Origin of the sequence: Lewinella sp. IMCC34191 (assembly GCF_003390935.1) — a bacterium.
Classification (GTDB): domain Bacteria; phylum Bacteroidota; class Bacteroidia; order Chitinophagales; family Saprospiraceae; genus Neolewinella.
In genome coordinates this window covers 46,648-65,636 of record NZ_QNQZ01000005.1, presented here as the reverse complement: position 1 = coordinate 65,636, position 18,989 = coordinate 46,648, and the positions used below count along the sequence as shown (strand labels likewise).

Here is an 18,989-nt window from a genome sequence, read left to right as displayed (position 1 = left end):
GCAGCTCGGGTCAGATAAAAGTAAGGTCTCCGGGCTCGCATCAACCTCCCTCCGGCCGTGGTGTTCTTCCGCTATGAAGTTTTGGAAGATAGCCTCCGTAGCAGCCCTGCCCCTGTTTTTTGTCGCCTGCCACGATCACGATGAAGGGATTGAGCCGGAGCACGCACCGGCCTACCTGCAGCATCATCCGGTAGACGAAGAAACAGGTTACTTATTACTCGATAGCCTCGGATATCCGGGGAATCACCCCTTCGATACGGAGACCGGTGTAGTGACCCCGGAGCCCGTGCGCGACTGGAAATTCGTCGATCAGTCTAACCGTCCCTTCGGGAGTGAAAACCTGCGGGGCAAGGTCTACGTCGCCGATTTCTTCTTTACTTCCTGTCCGACAATCTGCCCGAAGGTGAAGAGCCAGATGCTTCGGTTGGAAGACCGATTCAAGGATAATCCGGATTTTCGCCTGGTCTCCTTTTCCATCGACCCGAAGCGGGACACCCCGGAGAAAATGACGGATTACGCGGGCAAGCTTGGTATTGAAGACCTGGACCGCTGGCGCTTCATTTACGGCGATAAGTTCGAGATATACGACCTGGACGAGGACTACCTCAGCATCGCGATGGAGGATCCTTCCGCCGAGGGAGGATTCAATCACAGCGGATACATCGTCCTGGTCGACCGGGAAGGTTTTGTACGCGCTTACGCCAGTGGATTGGACGAGGAAGAAGTGACCCACCTGATGGAAGACATCGAAAAGCTGCTGGACCAGCAACCTGCCCGTTAATTTACAACTACAGTTCCCGGAGTTCCCGCCACAGATTTTCCCGAGCCGGTGTTTCGTAGTCTTTCTTCCCCACTTGCGTGTGGTAGATATTCGGCCGATCGAGGAAGGCGGTCAGTACTTTGCGTCGGCCGTTGCGAAAGACGAATCCCGGCACCATCCAGAACTCCTTGCGCAGGGCTGCGGTATATTGATCGTATTCGGACGGGGACCGGGCCAAGACCGCTAAGTCCAGGTCAATCAACAAGGCTTCGTCGCCGTCATCGTGTTCGGATGGAAGGTGCTGTTTAGTGGCCATGATCAGTTCCGCGCATCGCTGGATGCGCTCGGCCGGTAGCTTTCCGCCTTCTTCGAGTAAGCGGGTTGCCGAAAGGGCACTGCGGTGTTCATTGTCGGAACGGGTAGGTTTGTGCACGATGTCGTGAAACACCAGCGCTATTCCAAAAACCACCGGATCTTTCGGAGCGGGGTGATCGGCCAGATGACCGAGCATTTCTTTCAGGTGGCTTAGGTTGTGATAGGCCCGGCCCGCGTAGGCCTTTTCGACGTTACCCCATGCCCGGTCGGGGCAACCTATTCCTTCGCTGATGTCCTTAAAATAGGCTTCGACCACGTGACATAGTTTATGTGGACGCTGGAAGGCTTACCTTTGCGGCCGGAAATCACACCGAAAATCATCACCGGCCGCGGTGGCCGGGCACTAATGTAAAGTTATGTCGGGATTAGATGAAAGCCTTCGCCAACGTATCCTTCAGTTTATCACCGAGGCCCTCGCCGAAGATGTGGGTGCGGGTGATTTTACGAGCGAAGCCACCATCCCCCCGAATAAGCGCGATACGGCCCGCCTCCTGGTAAAGGACGTCGGCATCCTGGCGGGCGTCGAGATGGCGCGCATGATCTTCGAATACCTCGATCCGACCGCGGAGTTCGACCAGCGCATGAAGGACGGGGATTTCATGGAGGTCGGGGACGAGGCATTTTTCGTTACCTGTAACTCGCGCGCACTGCTACAGGGGGAACGGCTCGTGCTGAATACGATGCAGCGGATGAGCGGCATTGCCACCCTGACCAATCGCTACGCCTTCGAAGTAGAAGATCTGCCCGTAAAGGTGCTGGATACCCGGAAAACCACCCCGAACCTTCGCTTCCTGGAAAAATGGGCCGTACGCCTGGGCGGTGGTCACAACTACCGGGACGGGCTGTACGACCGCATCATGATCAAGGACAATCACGTCGACGCCGCCGGATCGCTCACGAAAGCCATCGAGGGAGTACAGTCCTTTTTTAAGGAAAACGATATGCGGTTACCGATTACGGTGGAGGTACGCAACCTCGTGGAACTCATGGAAGTTCTGCGGGTGGGGCAGGTCGACCGCATCATGCTCGATAACTTCGAAATTCCTCTGATGCGGGAGGCGGTGGCCCACATCGGCGACCGTTTCGAGACCGAAGCCAGCGGAGGCATTACGCTTGATAGCATACGGGAGGTCGCCGAGACGGGGGTAAACTTCATTTCTGTAGGAGCCCTTACGCATTCGGCCACCGGCCTGGACCTTAGCTTGAAGGTAGTCAAATAAAAAGGGCCAACACCCCTCCCGAAGAAGCGATGCCGGCCCGGCCTTTCCTGCTGCCTTTGGATGGTAGGCGCCTGGTTTTCTCTAAGTGGTACCCACCCGAGTCAGCCGGCTACCGGAAAGGACAAAGTGTTGCAAAAAATGCTTTCCCGTCGGCCCCCGGTGAAGAATGGAGGGTGATGGAAAGCTGCCCCGGTATATCTAAAAGGGCAGGTCTTCGGCGGGCGTCATAGCCGAATTCTTCTTCCCGCGCCGCTTGGTCGTTTTCTTCGGTGTCGGTTCGGCCGCCATCATCTCGGAGCTTTCCTTGTCGTCTTCGTGGTTCGGGTAGTCACTGTTATCGCGGGAGCCGAGGAAGGTGAAGTCATCCAGGATGATCTCCGTACTGATGCGGGTCTGGTCGTGCTTATCCGTCCACCGGTTGTAGCGGATGGCCCCGGTGACCGCCAGTTGCTTGCCCTTGGTGACGTAGCGCTCCAGGGTGTCGACCACCTTTCCGAAGGCTTTGATCGTGTGCCATTCGGTGCGGGTAATGCGCTCTCCCGCTTTATTACGGTAGGAGTCGTTAGTGGCGAGACTGAACTCGATGACGCGGGTACCACCGTTAAGCGTCTTGACGGTGGGGATCTGGCCAACGTTGCCGATGAGGGTTACACTGTTACGTACTTGCATGGTAAAAAGGATTGGTATGACTCGCATCCGTCGTCGCATGAATTAATGGACACGAGCATGGTTGATGAAATCGCCCCCGGCGGATTGCGGCGTGAAGCAGTACACATCGCTTTCATTCGGTGACGGTCCAAAGGTGAGGGCACCCCAATCCGTTATTCGTCAAGTATACGTTTACTTGCGTTTAAAGACGTTTATAAACGTCTTTAAACGTTTAAATACGATTTATAATGCTGATTATCATTGCATTATGCGGTGCAGATCAAAATGAAAAAAAAGAGATTTTTGGCCGCATGTCGGTAGAGACTGAGAAAAATGTGTCGTGTCGTGTAACGCCGGGGGTGATCCAAGACATAGAGCGGCAAACAAGACATCAGCATGAAAACGCAACTGTTCTATTTACTTCTAGCTATCGGAGTGGTTTTTACCCAGTCCTGCGACGAGATCGATAATCTCTCCGGCGGGGCCAGTGCGCCGGAAGTCACTTACTCGGCTACCACCTACGAGGCCGAATTCTACAAAGCCGGTAATTCGGCCACGCCCTCCATCGATTGGAACGGCTCGCAGGGCAGCGCCAGCCTCGGAACCATGATCGATGGACTCAGCGTCAATTCCACGACGGGGCAACTGCAGTGGACCAAGCTGCTTCCCCCGGGTACGCACGACGTAGAGGTGGTGGTCACCAATAGTGAAGGGCAGGTGGTGATACCAATGACCATATCAAACCCGTTGCGGGGCAAATTTGCGGGGACAATGACGGAGAGCGGAAGACCATTAGAGGGAGATATCGAATTCGCTTCCGATGGTTCGGCCAGTTTGTACGTACGTGATTCCGATCGTACGTTTACCACGGACGATTATACAATCCAAAGCGACGGTTCAGTCTTAGTCCAGCTAACGAGAACCAGCAGTGAAACTAAGGTTACGTTTATTGGAGATCTGAACCAGACGAAAGATCCAGCGGAGTATTCGGGATTTTGGTACAACGGACACGTTACGGGACCAGAAGCGGGCAGCGAAGCCGGAGAGTTTACTCTTCATCTCGAATAAACTTCGGTTTCCACGATTTAAAGAAAGCTTAGATTATATCAGTACTTTTTCGGCAAACAAATCGCCCATGGCCGCTCTTAGCAAACCATGGGCGATTTTCCTATTTATTCCGTACTCGAACGCTGCGCCGCCGCCGTGGCCGACAAGGCTCCCGCTGCCATGTTTGGCCTACGCGACGAGGGCTACGGCAGTCTCTACGAGCAGCTCGTCAGCAGCCTGATCAGCGTGCGTACCTACGACGAAACGAGTACGGAAGTCAGCCGCCGCCTCTTCGCCCGCGCTAGCACGCCGGAACAAATGGTGCAACTCGATCGGGAGGAGCTGATCGGCCTCATCGCCGAAGCCACCTTCGCCCCCGCCAAGGCCGACAATATCCTCGCCCTCACTCAGACCATTGTCGACGACTACGGTGGCGAGACCCCGGCCGACTATGAAAAACTCATTGCCTTCCGCGGCGTAGGCCCCAAGGTGGCCAGTCTGGCCCTCGGCGTAGCTCTGAACTACCCGATCATCGCCGTCGACATCCACGTCCACCGCATCACCAACCGCTGGGGCTACGTCGCTACCTCCACCCCCGACAAAACCCGTGATGCCCTCGCCAAGCAACTGCCACAAGACCTTTGGGTAGAGATCAACCGGGTGCTCGTCCCCTTCGGCAAGCATGTCTGTACCGGAACGCGACCGAAGTGTAGTAGCTGCCCCGTGCGGAATGATTGTGCCAGGGTAGGGGTAACGCAGAGCCGGTAGCCGTTACCCTATGCGTCCAGGAATAGAATCAAGCCTTGCCGGTACGTGCGGCAATATTGCGTAGACGCCGGATTAACTTTCGATGGGTGTAGGTTGACCAGCATTCATACGCCCAGATTTTAAGGCGCAAGGAATCAGTGTACGACGACTTTTTTAATCATTCGTGACTGGGATGATAAGTCTTTGATATCAATGAAATAGATACCCTCATTTAGGTTGTCGAGGTAGATCGGCTTACTATCCGTTGTCACGTGAAGTATTCTTCCGGTAAGGTCCATCACCTTTACCGAGAGACTGCGTCCCGGCTGGCCGACAATGTTTATTTCCCTAGTGGTAGGATTGGGAAATACCTTTACCGAACCCCCGGCCAGATCGCCTACGGATGTCGTCAATGCGTCGCCGTCGCAATTCTCATCAATACCATTATTGGGAATTTCAAGGGCACCAGGGTTGATAGCGGGATTAGTGTCATCACAGTCAACTTCATCGGAATAGCCATCGGAATCCGCATCTATCGCAGTGTTGTTGATAAAGAAGACCAATCCGGTATCAAAAAAATCATTTACGTATAAAAAGAGGTCGGCGTCGCCATCATTATCTAAATCGGTAATGCCCCCTCCAGCTTGGTCGCCGAAACCGTTGTTGATCACCGTTTGGGACGGTTCCTCGTCTCCCAACGTGAATACGGAGTTCGTCCCGTTTGACATACTGATTCGCTCGGTATGAAACACGTCCATCACTTCGTCCTGATCAACGTACCCGAACTCGGTAAATTCGTTTCTGCCCTCTCCTTTGGGAAGCGCTTCCGCCGTATAGGTGCCGTCGGTGTTACTGGTAACGATAGTAGTGGTCCCGGTAAAATTGGAAAATAGAAGGTAATCAGCCACCGTGTCGTCGTTGATATAGGTAGCTACTATTTTGTCGTGATGATATGTTTCCGGTAGAATTTCTACTTCGGTGAACGTGAAGTCGCTGTTTTGCTCGAATACTTTTATCCCATCCTGACTTTCTGCGATGACTAGGTCCATCATGGAATCGCCGTTGTAATCGATCGTGTCTATTGCATCAGGTCTCTGGCCCTCGATTGATAGCATAAGGTTTACGATGCCCTCCGCAATACCATAGATATTCAATGAATTAATGGTACCTGTTATCATCTCGGCTACATCGTCCCCGTTCAGATCTGCGAAAGCAATAGAACTGTAGTACGGTACAGACAGGAGTTCAGAAGTAAAATTTCCGGCTCCATCATTTCTCCATAGGTAGGTCTGCTCATCGAATACGGCCAAACCGATGATGTCCTGATCCCCGTCCTGATCGAAATCGTGAACGGTCAACTTGGCGAGACTTAAACCCTCATTAACGGTCTTGAAAACCGGCTTTTGCAATCCGTGATTGAGGCCCACCATCAACTTCCTTGAACTCATGGCGTACAGGACAAAATCGGACGAACCGTCGCCGTTGAAATCTCCGTGTGTGACTTCCGTAATGTGATCAAGGTCGTCGTACTCGTGGAATACTTCGGTAAACTGATGTTGGCTGTTCAATGCAAAAGAAATAATACACACAGCTAGAAGAGGCAGGAATCTCATAATTATCGAGAATATAGGCAAGGTGAAAAGTGAATAAACGACTGTAAATTCAAACAAAGTGCTTCTTAGGAAAAGATATCCTTCATTCCTGTTAGCTTCTTTTTGGTGCAGATCTATCAGATGAACCCGGGGCTTCAGTTTGGGCGAAATCCTGATCATGAACATCAGGGTTTGCAGCGAAATGCCGTATAGGACATAACGCTTGTTTAGCCAGAGCCGGGCATTCGTAAACCAACGAAAAGACGGACAGCGCGAAGTGCTACTTAATCACCACTTCCTCCAAATATTCCTCTCCGAACTCCGCGTTCAGTCGCTCCCGGATACCCTCTCGCACCATAGTGAGCTGGTTGCGCAGGGGAGCATTGGTGACGTAGACGTAGAGCTTACGATTCCGCACCAGGAAGTCGCGTGTATTATCCGCGGTGTGCTTTCCGAAGAAGGGCTCCCACACCACTTTGATCCGCGCCTTGAAGTAGCCGGCCTCATTGTGCTGGTTCCGCAGGAGCCGCAAAAAGGCTTGCTTCAGATCCTGGGGCTCCGGTTTTTGGGGCGGCTTCTTGTACATATTGGCTATTCCTCCTCTAATAACTGCTTCCACTCGGCTTCGTTGCGGGCTACGCCCTCGGCGACCAGGAATCTTTCCCACTCCATCTCCGGATGGTCGCCGATGAGGGAAGTGACCCGTTCGGGATCCGTATCGGTGATGAACAGCTGGCCAAAAGCGGAACTCATCACGAGTTCGAGCAGTTGCCGCACCCGCTCGTGGTCCAGTTTGTCGAAGATGTCGTCCAACAGGAGGATGGGCGTGCGGGCCGTACTACGTTCCAGCAGGCGATACTGCGCCAGCTTCAGGGAGAGCACGAAGGATTTCAATTGCCCCTGGCTCGCTACCCGTTTGAGGGGGTGGCCCTCCTGGACGAAGACCAGATCGTCGCGGTGGATGCCGCCGGTCGTGCGCTGCAGGATGCGGTCCTTTTCGGAGCGCTCGGCGAGGAGTTCTTCCCAACCTTGGGCACTGAGTTGCGACTGGTATTCCAACCCCACTTCCTCCCGCTCGCCGCTGATGGCCGCGTAGGCTTCCAGCAGTAGCTCGGTGAAGGGGGCCACGAAATCCCGGCGCTTCTCGAAGATGTAGTTCGCCGGTTCCGCCATTTGGGCGTTATATACATCCAGCAGACCGGTGGTGTCTTCCCGGCCATCGAGCTCCTTCAGCTGGGCGTTGCGATTTTCGAGCAGCTTGTTGTAGGTGATCAGCTGGGTGAGGTATTGCGGGTCGGTCTGGCTGAGGCTGTTGTCGAGCAGTCTGCGGCGGGTAGCGCTTCCCTCGAGCACCAGGCTGATGTCGTCCGGCGTCACGATCACCACGGGGTAGCGACCGATGTGCTCGCTGATTCGCTCGTAGGGTGTTCCGTTGCGTTCGATGATCTTCCGCTGCCGCTTCCGGAGTTTGATAACGATCTTATCCTGCGCTCCGTCGTCCAGGTCAAATAGCCCCTCCAGCCGGGCCACCCGGTCACCGTGGCGGATGTTGTACTGGTCCACCGCGCTGCCGTATCCCTTGCTCATGCAGAGGTAGTAGATGGCCTCCAGCAGGTTGGTCTTGCCCGCTCCGTTGAAGCCCACGAAGCAGTTTAGCCGCGGGCTGAAGCGCAGCGACTGGCGCTCGTAATTCTTGAACTGGGTCAGTTTGAGGGAGGAGAGGTGCAAGTGGGAAGTACGAAGTATGAAGGTGCAAGTACGAAGTACAAAGGTACCGGTAGCCCGCGGGTTCGGTTCATGAAATGGCGATACCGAAGTAGGTCGAGGCGGAATTTTTTGCGGCGGAGCGCAGGTAAAAAGAAACGGAATAGCCGGATTGATAAACAGCCACATCGAATCCGGACCGATGCCAGGCAATACGGGTGGAGGAGCTCCGGTCCGACTCTGCAGAAGCGGAATGGAATCCGGAGGGTCAACGGAGGTGCCGCCGAGGGAGTATAGCTCCCACTATTTGGCGGGGGCACACCGTGGGGATTCGGAAAAGCGCCGGGCGTTGCTGAGATATACCGCACGGAGCGGAGCCAATCTGCGTAGACTACTTGCTTTGAGGGCAGCGATCCGCGGCCGTTTGTGCTGAAAAACTGCTACTTCTCCATCGGACCGGAGGTCCTCAACCCCTGCTATTCACGAGCCAAAGGCGAGCTGAAAGTCAAGAAAATCGGTGTTTAATCTGTGCGTGAAATCTGTCAAATCTGTGTTTAAAAACCTACGAGCCGAAGGCGAGCAACCCCATGCGGCAGCCAAATCGTAAATCGTAAATCAGATATCGTAAATCCCTAAACCGCCACGTCATGCTCCCGCAAGGCCGCATTCAGGCTGGTTTTCTTGTCCGTACTCTCCTTCCGCTTCCCGATGATGAGCGCGCAGCTCACCTGGTAGTCGCCGGCGGGGAAGGATTTGGTATAGCTGCCGGGAATGACCACCGACCGCTCCGGTACCACGCCGCGGTGGGTGACGGGCTCGTCGCCGGTCACGTCGATGATGCGGGTGCTCTGGGTGAGGACGACGTTGGCGCCGAGGACGGCTTCCTTGCAGACGCGCACGCCCTCGACGATAATGGAACGGGAACCGATGAAGCAGTCGTCTTCCACGATGGTCGGGGTAGCCTGTAAAGGCTCCAGTACCCCACCGATACCGACGCCGCCGCTGAGGTGGACGTTGCGGCCGATCTGTCCGCAGCTGCCGACGGTAGCCCAGGTATCGACCATGGTGCCACTGCCGACCCAGGCGCCGATATTGACGTAGCTGGGCATCATGATCACGCCCTTTTCCAGGTAGGCACCGTAGCGGGCAACGGCGTGAGGAACCACCCGTACACCCTGGCCGGCGTAGTCGCGCTTGAGTTCCATCTTATCGTGAAATTCGAAGGGGCCGACCTCGATGGTTTCCATCTGGCGGATGGGGAAATAGAGGACGACCGCTTTCTTTACCCAGTCATTGACCTGCCACTCGCCGCCGGTACCCGGCTCGGCGACGCGAAGGCGCCCCTTGTCGAGTTCCTCGATCACGGCGTTGATGGCCTCCTGGGTGGATTTGTCCTTGAGTAGCTCGCGGTTGTCCCAGGCGGCTTCGATGGTGGGGCGAAGGTCTTGCATCAGTCTTGTTTAATTAGCCGGCAAATATGCGTAAAAGACGCGGGATGCGGTGGTTTGGCCGTATTACCCATATCTTTCGCGATTAACATCCCCATTAAATTATGTATGCGTGCATCCGGCTCTTGCTCCTGGCCCTTGCGCTGCTGGTCGTTTCCTGCAGGGGATGGGCGCAGAACGGAACCATCGACTCGTTGGTTGCCAAGGAAGCCTACGGAGAGGCGGCGCGCGTACTGAAAGATCGCATGGACCGCAAGTCGAGGTACGCCGAGGGACTGGCCTATATCGACGCGGACAGTACCGAGGCCGCCCTACGCAATTTGGCCGCGGTGACCCACGACCGAACGGGGAAGCCCATTATCGACAGCCTCGCGGGCCGCGCCTTTCACAAAATGGGATTAGCCGCCTACAACGCAATGCGCGATAGCCTGGCCGCCGCTTACTATCAGAAAGCCATTGCGGTGGGCGATTCCGTTTATCCGACCTATCACAATGATCGGGCACACAGCCGTGCCAATTTGGCTACGGTGTTATACTACCTCAATCAGGTAGATTCCGCCATCGTTCTGGTGCGGGAAGCCAATACGATTTATGAGCGGGTGCCGGTAGCGGATAGCCTGAACTGGTTACGCAACATCAATACGCTGGGGCGGTACGCCCTGATCACCAAGAATTACCGACTCGGCTACAGCTCGAGCTTTCGGGCCGTTTCCCTGATGCGACAACTCAGCGTCGACCCCAAGATGGCCTTTTACACCTACTCGCAGGCATCCAACGTCCTCCTTCGGTTGGCCGAACTCGAACCCGCGCTGAAATTTGCGCAGGAATCACTTACCTATGCTCTGTCTACAAACGATGCGTTGTCCATTGCCGACGCGTACAACCAACTGGCACTCGTACTGATAGAGCTAGACCGACAAAGGGAGGGGCTACAGAACCTGCGCCGTGCGGAACGCTACGCCACCGCTGCCGGTCACGAGGAAATGCTGGGGATCGTTTATCTCAATTTGGCGGAATACTACGGGGAACGCGGCGATACTACTCGATTGAACCGCTACGATGAACTGGCAAGAAATAACTTATCCGAGGCGGACAAACTGGGGGTTTACCTCCGAAGTGAAAAGGTTCCCGCGATCCGGCTTCGGCTGGGCCAGACGCGGAGGGCCCTCGCTTCCTTCAGTGAACGACTGACCTACCTGACCGGTGGAAAGGAGATTCCCACGGGCGGAAATCTGCCGGAAGAGGTAATCGCCAATGCCGTGCCCATTATGGACATGCTGGGCCACCGCGCCGAAGCTTACACCAATTCGGGCATGTTCGATAATGCGCTCGAAGACTATCGGGCACTGTTTCGCATTCAGGGTCACCTGCGGCGTACGCTGAACGACTACGAAAGCCAGAGCTACCTGAGCCAGGATCAGCGTAGATTTTACGACCGGGCGATCGCGCTCCTGCTCGACCTGTACCGGGAGGAAGACGAAGACGACGACCTTTGGGAAGCCTACCAACTGAGCGAACGTGCCCGGGCATACAGTCTGCTTGCCTCCGTACAGTCCGAATACGTCGGTATCCCACCGGAAATAAGTTCCCTTCAGGAGGAAATCAGCCGGTTGGAGCGGGAGGTGAGCCTCGGGCAGATCGAGCAGCGGGAAGTGCTGTCCGCCGCCCGTATTCGCATGGACCAGTTGCAGGCTGACCGTCTGGAAGAAAACCCCATCAGCTTTTTACTAAAGCGAAAGGATCTGAACTCCTTCGTCAAGAAGAACAAGTTTAGTCTGCTGCAGTATCACCTTTCGGAGCAGAATACCGTACTGTTCCTGCTGACGCCGCAGGCCGAACTGCGCCTCTTCTTCCTCGATCTGGACGAAGCGCTCGACGACCGGGTGCACAACTGGCGGGAGACTATCGAGACCAGTCAATACCGTTTCAAGTCCATGGCCGCTCCGGAGGTACAGGCTGCTCTGGACAGTAATTATCTACACCAGGGCTTGATGCTCACGGACCTGCTGTTGCCCCCCGCCGCCCGGGAAGCATTAAACCTGCGCTCCGCCGCAGAAAAAAAAGCCCGTGTGTGCGTGATTCCTGACGGGGTGCTCAACTACCTTCCTTTTGCCGCCTTGCCGTTGCGGGAGTCCCCGCTGCCTCTGGATTATAGTGAGGTGGAATATCTGCAATCCGCGGCGGACGTCAGCTATAGCTACAGCTCAAGTTACTTGCTGGCGGTAAGCGAAGGGCGACGGAATGATTATGAGAAAAATTTCGTCGCCTTCGCCCCTTCCTTCCGATCCACCGCCGGGGAGACGGCGAATGGCACGCAATCCGCCAAGAGTGTGCTGCGCTCTAATGCCAGCCTCGCGCCGCTGGTGTACAGCACGGAAGAAGTCGCTCGGGTGGTCAATATGGTTGCCGACGCGGTAGCCTACTACGACGAGCGGGCTGACGTAGCGGAATTCAGGTCGGAAGTAGGGAAGGCACGCGTGCTGCACATCAGTAGTCATGGTTACGTCGATCCGACCGATCCGAACCTGAGTTTTATAGCCTTCAGCCAAACGGGAGAGCAGCTGGACAAGGACGAGTTGCTGTACTTCAACGACCTCTACGGCATGCGGATCGACAATGAACTCACGGTGCTTTCCGCTTGCGAAACCGCCGTGGGCAAGCTGGCCCCGGGCGAAACGACGATGAGCATGGCGAGTGCCTTTGCCGCTGCCGGCGCACGAAGTACCCTCACCACGCTGTGGCAGGTCGATGACGCCGCGACCAAGAACCTGGTGGTGTCTTTCTACCGCCAGCTTGTACAGGGAAAAACGCGGCTGGAATCGCTCAACACCGCCCAACGGGAAATGCGCGAACTGGACGAATACGCTCATCCCTACTACTGGTCGGGGCTGACCCTGTACGGAGCCAGTAGCCCGATCGAATTACTGGGTAAAAAGACGACGCTATCGACCTTCGCCTGGGCGGTGTTGTGGGCACTCGCGCTGGGCGTGCTGGTACTGTTTATTTACGTAGGCCGGGGTCGGAAACCCCTCCCGCACCGCGAAGGCTAGTCAGCCGCGTACGGATGGCCTCCCAGTGGGAGGGAAAGAAAAAGACGCGCAACAGATGGATGGAGGATTGTCCGTCCGGAAGCACGGTGATCTTATCGTCTTCAACGATCACTTGCTCGATGTTGAACAGGGGGACTTCCCGGGGCGAACGGAAACCCGTTTTTGCCCGCAGCGACAGACTATCAAGACGGACGCGAAAGAGGTTACGCGTCACCAGGGTCAGGAATACGGGGATTAGCAACAAGGTGGCCGGGCCCAGGTACAGCCCTGTGACCCAAGCGTAGAGAAGGTAGGCGGGAATGGCCAGTAAACTTAGTAGCAGCAGGAACAGGCTGGCGTTGCGCATCGGGTAGAAATAACCCGCGCGGTAGTCGCGATACATCAGGTACAGCTCCGTTACCACGGCAACCAGCACCGCGATAGCCAGCAGGGAGGCGAGCGTGAAGGTCCACGAAGGGGTGCTCTGCGGGTAGAAGCGGTAAGCCACCACAACAAATATGACCAGCGCTATGCTACCCGCATCCGCCAGCCACTGGTAGGGTGGCCGTTTACTCATACTTCACAGATGCGCAGTCCTTCGGCCAGCGCCTTGATTTTGTCATCGTAGGAAGGAACAAATTCCTGGGCGATATAGCCGTCGAAACCGGTTTCGTGGATGGCGCGCACGATAGCCGGGTAGTTGAGTTCCTGGCTGTCGTTAATCTCGTGGCGGCCCGGTACGCCCCCCGTATGGTAATGGCCGATGTAGGGGTGATACTTGCGGATGGTAGCGATGACGTCCCCTTCCATGATTTGCATGTGGTAGATGTCGTAGAGGAGCTTGAAGCGGTCCGATCCGATCATTTCGCCGAGGGCGGCGCCCCACTGGGTGCGGTCGCACATGTAGTCGGGGTGATTGACCTTGCTGTTCAGCAATTCCATTTGTAGGGTGACGCCGGCCTCCTCGGCCAGTTTGACCATTGGACGGAGACCCACGGCACAGTTGATCATACCGTCGTAGTCGCTCATGCCCCGCCGGTTGCCGCTCATGACGATGACGCTGGGAATACCGTGATCGGCGGCGTCGCGGATCACCTTGGTGTACTGCTCCTGCAGCTTCTCGTGAAGCTTGGGGTCATTCCAGCCCTCGCTGATACTGAAGTCCCCGTGGGTACCCATGGCGCAGGTCATCCCGTATTCCTTCAGGACCGGCCACTGATCGACGGTGGTGAGCTCGATGCTCTTTAGTCCGATATCCTGCCCGCGCTCGGCCAGTTCTTCCAGCGGCATGCCCTGGTAGCACCAGAGGCAGGTACTGTGATTGGTTTTAGCGGTTCCTCCCAATTTAGCGGTTGCCGCATCGGTTGCCGCCATGGCATTTCCGAGGCTGAGGGAGCCCAGGCCGAGAGCCGTATTCTTAAGGGCAGTTCTGCGATTCATAGATTTTTGCATGATGTTAAGCAAGGGTCAAGATACGGAAATTACGATTGGTTCCAGCGTGCCCGATCCTCCGCTTTGGAGGAATATGCGGGCCGGCATGCAAAAACCTTGCTATATTAGTAACAGCCTATCCCCAAACCGTATAGAGAGTTACCGCCGGATCCCCTTTAGGGGGCCGACAAAGCTATTGTTATCAAACACACTACACATGACAACGCATCACCTGTCCTACCTCTTTATTCTATGCCTCGGGCTGTTTGTAAGCGGCTGCGAACCCATTGAAGATCCGCAACCGGAAAATTGCGACTACGATACCCCGACCGTCACATTCAGTGACCCGGGAGAATGCGAACCCAATCTGGTATGGCTGCGCGGCCTGCATAAACCCGTCGAGGGAGCGCTACCCGAACTGCCGCTCGATTGCTATCAGAAGAGTGAATTTGGTCGCGTCGTCGAAGTGCCGGCCTCCACATCTTCAAGTCGCTTCATATTACATGTGTATAACGGAACCAAAGGCTACGTATACGCTCAGGTGTTTGGCGTCAAGGATTGTCAATCTGGCTTCGAGCCCGTCACCGAATGCGTTGGCGACGACCGGGTGGGCTTTAAGATATACGTAGACCCCTCTCGTTCGTACGATCGCTATTTCGTCCGGATAGACCTGGCGAAGTCCGCCCCGAACGAGAGCTATGAAATGTACGAAGCGGAGGAAGGAAACTTCGTCGCGCTTTCCGCCTATGCGGGAAAGGAGCCTCAATTTGCCAGTGAGATGAGCTATAACACCCAAGAAAACGTAGTGGATGGCCAGCAAACCGTTCCCCCGCCTACGCTTAAAGTCAGCTGCAGCGGGCAGACCTTCCAGCGGCTCATCTTCAGCAGCTGTTCTTCCAAGCAGGATCTGGCCGCCTGGGTCAAGGAAATAGGGCTACCCGTTAGCGAGAGTTACGAAGGGGAGAGCGGCTCCGTCGTAGCGGCCGACGTGCCGGAGGGTATGTCGCTCCAAACCGTGGGCGGCACGTCCCTGGAAAAGCGACCCACCCAGGATACGACCGGAATGTCGGTAGAGTCCGATTACATCATTAACCTGTTCAATCCGGAAGATCCCGATGACTTTTTTGGTAGCCTCGAGCGTACCGATGCACCAAAGCTGGAAGAGATCCGCAACTGTGTCGCCTTCCGCCCCCAGGGAAAAAGTACAAGCGATGAAGACCAGGTAATCGTGTCCATTATCGACAGCGGGGTGGATGTTTCCCGGGTGAATAGCCCCTACTGGATCCAGACGATCTACCAGCAAGCTATGGCTACCACCTTCGTGAAACCGCGTAGGCTTGGCTTCGATTTTATCGAAAACGATTATGAACCGAACGATGTGGTCCCCCACGGCACCTTCGTCGCCGGGGCGGCCATTGGCGGGTACGGAGGCGCGGCACCGCTGACGACGGTCCACTTCAAAATTTTTGGCGAAGAGAACGCGGCAACCTACTTCGGCGCCCTGGTGGCGCTACGGGAGGCGATCACGATCAAAAGTGACGTTATTAACATGAGCTGGGGTTTCTATTCCCAGACTACGCCACGCGCGTTGCAATGTCTGGTAGAAGAAGCCAAGAGCCGGGGTATCGTACTGGTGACCAGCGCCGGAAACGAGGGAGATCCCATCAATAGAATACACCAGTGGCCGGCATCTTTTGCAGCGACTTATCCGCAAACGGTGGTATCGGTCGCCTCTTACGATTTTGAAAATCAAAAAGTAGACCCAGACGATGTCGTCCTCACCTCTTTCTCCAACTACGGCGAACCAGACGTGGCCGTGGCGGCCTTCATGACAACCGAAACCCCCAACTACGATGCAACGGGTACGGGCTATTTCCTCGGCACGTCCATATCTACGCCGATCGTCACGCGAGCGGTGGCCAATCTGACGGCAACCGGAGCTCCGGGCGTACGGAATCTCCAGAGTGTATACGGTACCGCTTCCCAGCTGTCTTCCGGGGCGGTCACGAATGGGGCTTACCTACCTGTTTGCCTTAAAGAGGGGATGCCCTAGTAGTTATCTCCGGAACATCCTGGTAGCGGATTTTCCCGCCCTGCACCAATCCGGTGTCCGTACACGCAATCAGATCGTTAGTCGTCTTATTTAATGGCCTAATCCCATGAAATCCACCGCCCTTATTCGGGTCATCGTCCTGTTGCTGCTATGGAGCGGGTCGCTATGCCTGGCCGCCCAGAGGGACCAGCCCGGTTCCGAAATCGATGGGGAGCGGTTGGCGTACTTCCAGCAGGGCGAGGCCGCGCGGGGCGACGGTCAGGATAGCCTGGCGCGCCTTGCCTATCTGCGAAGCGTGTACGACGAAGTGGGGCGGGAGATACGGGATAGTCTCAGTGGATTGGCGCTGCACCGTGTGGCTACGATGTACCTGAATGCCTGGGAAGACTCCCTTGCGTTGCCCTATTTCCGGCGCTCCCTGGCTATGCGCGACAGCGTATTCCAGGGCCCCCACAACGAAAGGGCCCGGGTACGAACGATGATGGGGATGTCCATCTACTGGCTGGATATGCAGGACTCGGCCGCGGTACTCATTCAGGAGGCAAACGCCATGTACGAGGCTCTCGACCGGCCGGACAGCCTGAGTTGGTTGAAGAGCCTCAATGAACTGGGCTTGCAGGCAATCGACCGGGAGGATTACGGTTTGGCCCACAGTTCAAGCTACCGGGCGATGGAGTTGTGTAACGCGCTTCACGAAACGGACGATCTGACTAAATTTCTGACTTACTATCGAGCCGCCAGGATCCTGATGAATTTTCAGGAGGAAACCGAAGCGCACCGGGCCGGGCTCATCGCACTCGAAGCCTTGCCGGATACCGAGGTGGTCAATCGCGCCCACTGCCTGAACCTACTGGCACTAATTGACCGATACCGCGGCAACTATCAACGAAGTTATCAGCAGCTAAAGGAAAGTGTACGCATTGCTACCAGCCAGCCTACAGCGGCCGCTGGCGCTCTTGCCAATGCCCACCTGTATTTGGCGGAACACCATGCCAGGATCGGAGAGCCTGTAAGGAGCAGCTACCATGAACGGAGTGCCCTACGGTACTTCACCGAACTGGGCGATAAGTCCGATTACCATAAGCGGAATCAACTTTCCGAGAGCGATCTGGAAAATGGGAATTACGCTGCGGCGGAGGAGCGTTTGCATTCCGCCCTGACCTATTTATGCCAGGAAGATGCAGGCACCTCGTCTACTTCTTTGATGCACCTGACCCGCACGCTTATCGTACGAGCGCGCCTGTACGCAGCGACCGACCGATCGGAGCGTGCCCTGACCGACTTACACGAAGCTTTCCATCTGCAGGACAGGTTGCGCAAAGAGTACACGGACCCGGCAAGCCGACGCTACCTGAGTGAGGATTTGCGCCCGGACATGGATCTAGGCGTTCGACTGCATTATGAACGCTTTAAGTCTACGGGGGATGAGCTCCACTTGTGGAACGCTTTTCGCCTGAGCGAACGGGCCCGGGCGTTTTCGCTCTCCGCTGGTATCGATAAGCGGATCGGTGGAAAGGATATCCGGCAGTTACGGGCAACTATCGCCCGGCTGGAGCGGGAAGTCGCGCGGGGGGACATGACGGTAGAGGGTAATCTGGAAGCCCTGCGGATTCGGGTGGATGGTATGGAACGGGCTACAGTCTCCGCGCCTATTTACGTAGAGCCGCTGGATTCCGCGCTCCTGGTCGCTTACCTGGAGGAGCGACAGGCTCAATTGCTCGAATACCACTTGGCGGATAGCCTACAACTTGCCTTTCTGCTATCCCCTACGGGGAAGCTACGTGCCTACCGGCTTGATGTAGATACGCTTTTGCCCACCGACGTGATAGCCTGGAATGAGGCCATCGTCAAAAGCGCCTTCCGCCGTAAAAGCCTGCGGCGGGCAGCCGAGCAGTCTCTGCTGGATAGCCGTTACTGGACCCTTGGCTGGAAACTGAGTCAGCAATTACTGCCGGAAGCCGTAAGGAGGTCCATGACCGCGGAAATGCCGCTCTACATCGTACCGGATGGAGCATTAAGCTACTTACCCTTTGCGGCGCTACCGCTTTCGCCTCCCTCGCCCGGGAAGCTCGATTATCGACAGTTGCCATATCTACAGAGCGAACACGCCGTATCCTATGCGTACAGCGGAGCCTATCTCACCGGGGTGGCGGAACAGCCCGATAGAAACTACGGAAAGAACCTGCTAGCATTCGCTCCGGGTTTCGGTGCCGACATGCCCTCCGCAGTTAAACGAGCGGCGCGAGGATTAGCGCCCCTTGCTCCGCTGCGTTATAATCAGGAGGAAGCCCGCTTGATTGCCGCCATGCTGCCGGATTCGGAGGTGTACTACGATTCCCTTGCTACACGCGAACGGTTCCTGGAGCGGGTGGGCGACAGCCGCATCTTACACTTATCCACCCACGGGCTGGTCGATCCCCGGCACCCGGAACTCAGCTTCGTAGCCTTCGACCAGCCGGCGGGTGATGTGGACGAAGGACAGCTCCTGTATTTCAACGACCTCTACTCGCTGCCCATCAATAATGAACTGACTGTCCTCTCTGCTTGTGAAACCAGCCTCGGACAATTGGCCCGCGGGGAAGCGCCACTTAGTTTTGCTAGCGCATTTGCCGCTGCGGGAGGGCGGAGTACCCTGACTACCCTCTGGCAGGTAGACGATCGGGCTACGAAAGAAATGATGATTACGTTCTACCGCGAACTTCAAAGGGGGAACGATCGCCTGGGTGCGCTCCTGACGGCCCAGAATTCTCTGCGCGCGAACGACTATTTTCATCCATATTACTGGGCGGCACCGACGCTGTACGGAATGACCGGGCCCATAGAGTTTTCGACGCAAGCCGTTGCCTCCGGCCTGGGGCTGGGCTGGGGCTGGGTGACGTTGGCCACCGCCATTTTTGCTGCTCTACTCACTTTCTATTACCGCCTATCCTAACGA

At 56.0% G+C, this 18,989-nt stretch carries 15 protein-coding genes; 7 read left to right on the top strand and 8 right to left on the bottom strand.

Annotated elements, in window-relative coordinates:
• Nucleotides 1–73: 73 nt before the first annotated feature.
• Complete coding sequence (locus DRW39_RS11135; RefSeq protein ID WP_116107121.1) at nucleotides 74–781, top strand: SCO family protein; 708 nt, start codon at nucleotides 74–76, stop codon at nucleotides 779–781.
• Nucleotides 782–788: 7 nt separating this feature from the next.
• Here DRW39_RS11135 and DRW39_RS11130 read toward each other — a convergent pair whose 3' ends face one another.
• Nucleotides 789–1,391 (bottom strand): hypothetical protein, encoded by a 603-nt coding sequence (locus tag DRW39_RS11130; protein ID WP_116107120.1) that lies wholly within the window; start codon nucleotides 1,389–1,391, stop codon nucleotides 789–791.
• A gap of 100 nt (nucleotides 1,392–1,491) precedes the next feature.
• Between DRW39_RS11130 and nadC the strand changes: the two genes are divergently transcribed.
• Complete coding sequence (gene nadC, locus DRW39_RS11125) at nucleotides 1,492–2,355, top strand: carboxylating nicotinate-nucleotide diphosphorylase (protein WP_116107119.1); 864 nt, start codon at nucleotides 1,492–1,494, stop codon at nucleotides 2,353–2,355.
• Between the two features lie 198 nt (nucleotides 2,356–2,553).
• On the opposite strand, the gene DRW39_RS11120 is transcribed toward nadC, so the two are convergent.
• A complete protein-coding gene (locus DRW39_RS11120; protein WP_157976059.1) occupies nucleotides 2,554–3,024 on the bottom strand; it encodes a single-stranded DNA-binding protein in 471 nt (156 codons plus the stop codon).
• A gap of 375 nt (nucleotides 3,025–3,399) precedes the next feature.
• Here DRW39_RS11120 and DRW39_RS11115 point away from each other — a divergent pair, with 375 nt between their 5' ends.
• Together DRW39_RS11115 and DRW39_RS11110 are read left to right on the top strand one after the other, a co-directional pair.
• Nucleotides 3,400–4,071 (top strand): hypothetical protein, encoded by a 672-nt coding sequence (locus DRW39_RS11115; RefSeq protein ID WP_116107117.1) that lies wholly within the window; start codon nucleotides 3,400–3,402, stop codon nucleotides 4,069–4,071.
• An 87-nt stretch (nucleotides 4,072–4,158) separates the two neighbouring features.
• Nucleotides 4,159–4,818 (top strand): endonuclease III domain-containing protein, encoded by a 660-nt coding sequence (locus DRW39_RS11110; RefSeq protein WP_116107116.1) that lies wholly within the window; start codon nucleotides 4,159–4,161, stop codon nucleotides 4,816–4,818.
• 134 nt (nucleotides 4,819–4,952) lie between these two features.
• Here DRW39_RS11110 and DRW39_RS11105 read toward each other — a convergent pair whose 3' ends face one another.
• From DRW39_RS11105 to DRW39_RS11090, 4 genes are all read right to left on the bottom strand, one after another.
• Nucleotides 4,953–6,410, bottom strand: coding sequence for an FG-GAP-like repeat-containing protein (locus DRW39_RS11105; protein WP_198664852.1), 1,458 nt, complete (start codon nucleotides 6,408–6,410; stop codon nucleotides 4,953–4,955).
• A gap of 259 nt (nucleotides 6,411–6,669) precedes the next feature.
• Nucleotides 6,670–6,975 carry a DUF721 domain-containing protein gene (locus DRW39_RS11100; protein WP_116107114.1) on the bottom strand — a complete coding sequence of 102 codons (306 nt, stop codon included), beginning with the start codon at nucleotides 6,973–6,975 and terminating at the stop codon, nucleotides 6,670–6,672.
• A 5-nt stretch (nucleotides 6,976–6,980) separates the two neighbouring features.
• Nucleotides 6,981–8,117, bottom strand: a complete 1,137-nt coding sequence (recF, locus tag DRW39_RS11095) for a DNA replication/repair protein RecF (RefSeq protein ID WP_116107113.1) — start codon at nucleotides 8,115–8,117, stop codon at nucleotides 6,981–6,983.
• A gap of 608 nt (nucleotides 8,118–8,725) precedes the next feature.
• On the bottom strand, nucleotides 8,726–9,544 hold the full coding sequence (locus DRW39_RS11090) for a 2,3,4,5-tetrahydropyridine-2,6-dicarboxylate N-succinyltransferase (protein WP_116107112.1): 819 nt from the start codon (nucleotides 9,542–9,544) through the stop codon (nucleotides 8,726–8,728).
• A 101-nt stretch (nucleotides 9,545–9,645) separates the two neighbouring features.
• Between DRW39_RS11090 and DRW39_RS11085 the strand changes: the two genes are divergently transcribed.
• Nucleotides 9,646–12,591 (top strand): CHAT domain-containing protein, encoded by a 2,946-nt coding sequence (locus DRW39_RS11085; protein WP_116107111.1) that lies wholly within the window; start codon nucleotides 9,646–9,648, stop codon nucleotides 12,589–12,591.
• Here the strand turns inward: DRW39_RS11085 and DRW39_RS11080 are convergent.
• Nucleotides 12,542–13,147, bottom strand: a complete 606-nt coding sequence (locus tag DRW39_RS11080) for a hypothetical protein (RefSeq protein WP_116107110.1) — start codon at nucleotides 13,145–13,147, stop codon at nucleotides 12,542–12,544. The two genes, DRW39_RS11085 and DRW39_RS11080, sit on opposite strands and share 50 nt — an antisense overlap.
• Nucleotides 13,144–14,010 carry a hydroxypyruvate isomerase family protein gene (locus DRW39_RS11075; protein ID WP_116107109.1) on the bottom strand — a complete coding sequence of 289 codons (867 nt, stop codon included), beginning with the start codon at nucleotides 14,008–14,010 and terminating at the stop codon, nucleotides 13,144–13,146. Before DRW39_RS11075 ends, DRW39_RS11080 begins: the two co-directional genes overlap by 4 nt.
• A gap of 208 nt (nucleotides 14,011–14,218) precedes the next feature.
• On the opposite strand from DRW39_RS11075, the gene DRW39_RS11070 reads away from it, so the two are divergent.
• Nucleotides 14,219–16,054 (top strand): S8 family peptidase, encoded by a 1,836-nt coding sequence (locus DRW39_RS11070; RefSeq protein ID WP_157976058.1) that lies wholly within the window; start codon nucleotides 14,219–14,221, stop codon nucleotides 16,052–16,054.
• Nucleotides 16,055–16,160: 106 nt separating this feature from the next.
• Entirely contained in the window at nucleotides 16,161–18,986 is a 2,826-nt protein-coding gene (locus tag DRW39_RS11065) for a CHAT domain-containing protein (protein WP_116107107.1), read from the top strand.
• The last annotated feature ends 3 nt before the right edge of the window (nucleotides 18,987–18,989 follow it).

Excerpts from the sequence above, each read along its gene's own strand:
- DRW39_RS11090 (WP_116107112.1), bottom strand. The coding sequence starts at position 9,544 with ATGCAAGACCTTCGCCCCACCATCGAAGCCGCCTGGGACAACCGCGAG.
- DRW39_RS11070 (WP_157976058.1), top strand. The coding sequence starts at position 14,219 with ATGACAACGCATCACCTGTCCTACCTCTTTATTCTATGCCTCGGGCTG.
- nadC (WP_116107119.1), top strand. The coding sequence starts at position 1,492 with ATGTCGGGATTAGATGAAAGCCTTCGCCAACGTATCCTTCAGTTTATC.
- DRW39_RS11085 (WP_116107111.1), top strand. The coding sequence starts at position 9,646 with ATGTATGCGTGCATCCGGCTCTTGCTCCTGGCCCTTGCGCTGCTGGTC.
- DRW39_RS11080 (WP_116107110.1), bottom strand. The coding sequence starts at position 13,147 with ATGAGTAAACGGCCACCCTACCAGTGGCTGGCGGATGCGGGTAGCATA.
- DRW39_RS11075 (WP_116107109.1), bottom strand. The coding sequence starts at position 14,010 with ATGAATCGCAGAACTGCCCTTAAGAATACGGCTCTCGGCCTGGGCTCC.
- DRW39_RS11110 (WP_116107116.1), top strand. The coding sequence starts at position 4,159 with ATGGGCGATTTTCCTATTTATTCCGTACTCGAACGCTGCGCCGCCGCC.
- DRW39_RS11100 (WP_116107114.1), bottom strand. The coding sequence starts at position 6,975 with ATGTACAAGAAGCCGCCCCAAAAACCGGAGCCCCAGGATCTGAAGCAA.
- DRW39_RS11115 (WP_116107117.1), top strand. The coding sequence starts at position 3,400 with ATGAAAACGCAACTGTTCTATTTACTTCTAGCTATCGGAGTGGTTTTT.
- DRW39_RS11120 (WP_157976059.1), bottom strand. The coding sequence starts at position 3,024 with ATGCAAGTACGTAACAGTGTAACCCTCATCGGCAACGTTGGCCAGATC.
- DRW39_RS11135 (WP_116107121.1), top strand. The coding sequence starts at position 74 with ATGAAGTTTTGGAAGATAGCCTCCGTAGCAGCCCTGCCCCTGTTTTTT.
- DRW39_RS11065 (WP_116107107.1), top strand. The coding sequence starts at position 16,161 with ATGAAATCCACCGCCCTTATTCGGGTCATCGTCCTGTTGCTGCTATGG.
- DRW39_RS11105 (WP_198664852.1), bottom strand. The coding sequence starts at position 6,410 with ATGAGATTCCTGCCTCTTCTAGCTGTGTGTATTATTTCTTTTGCATTG.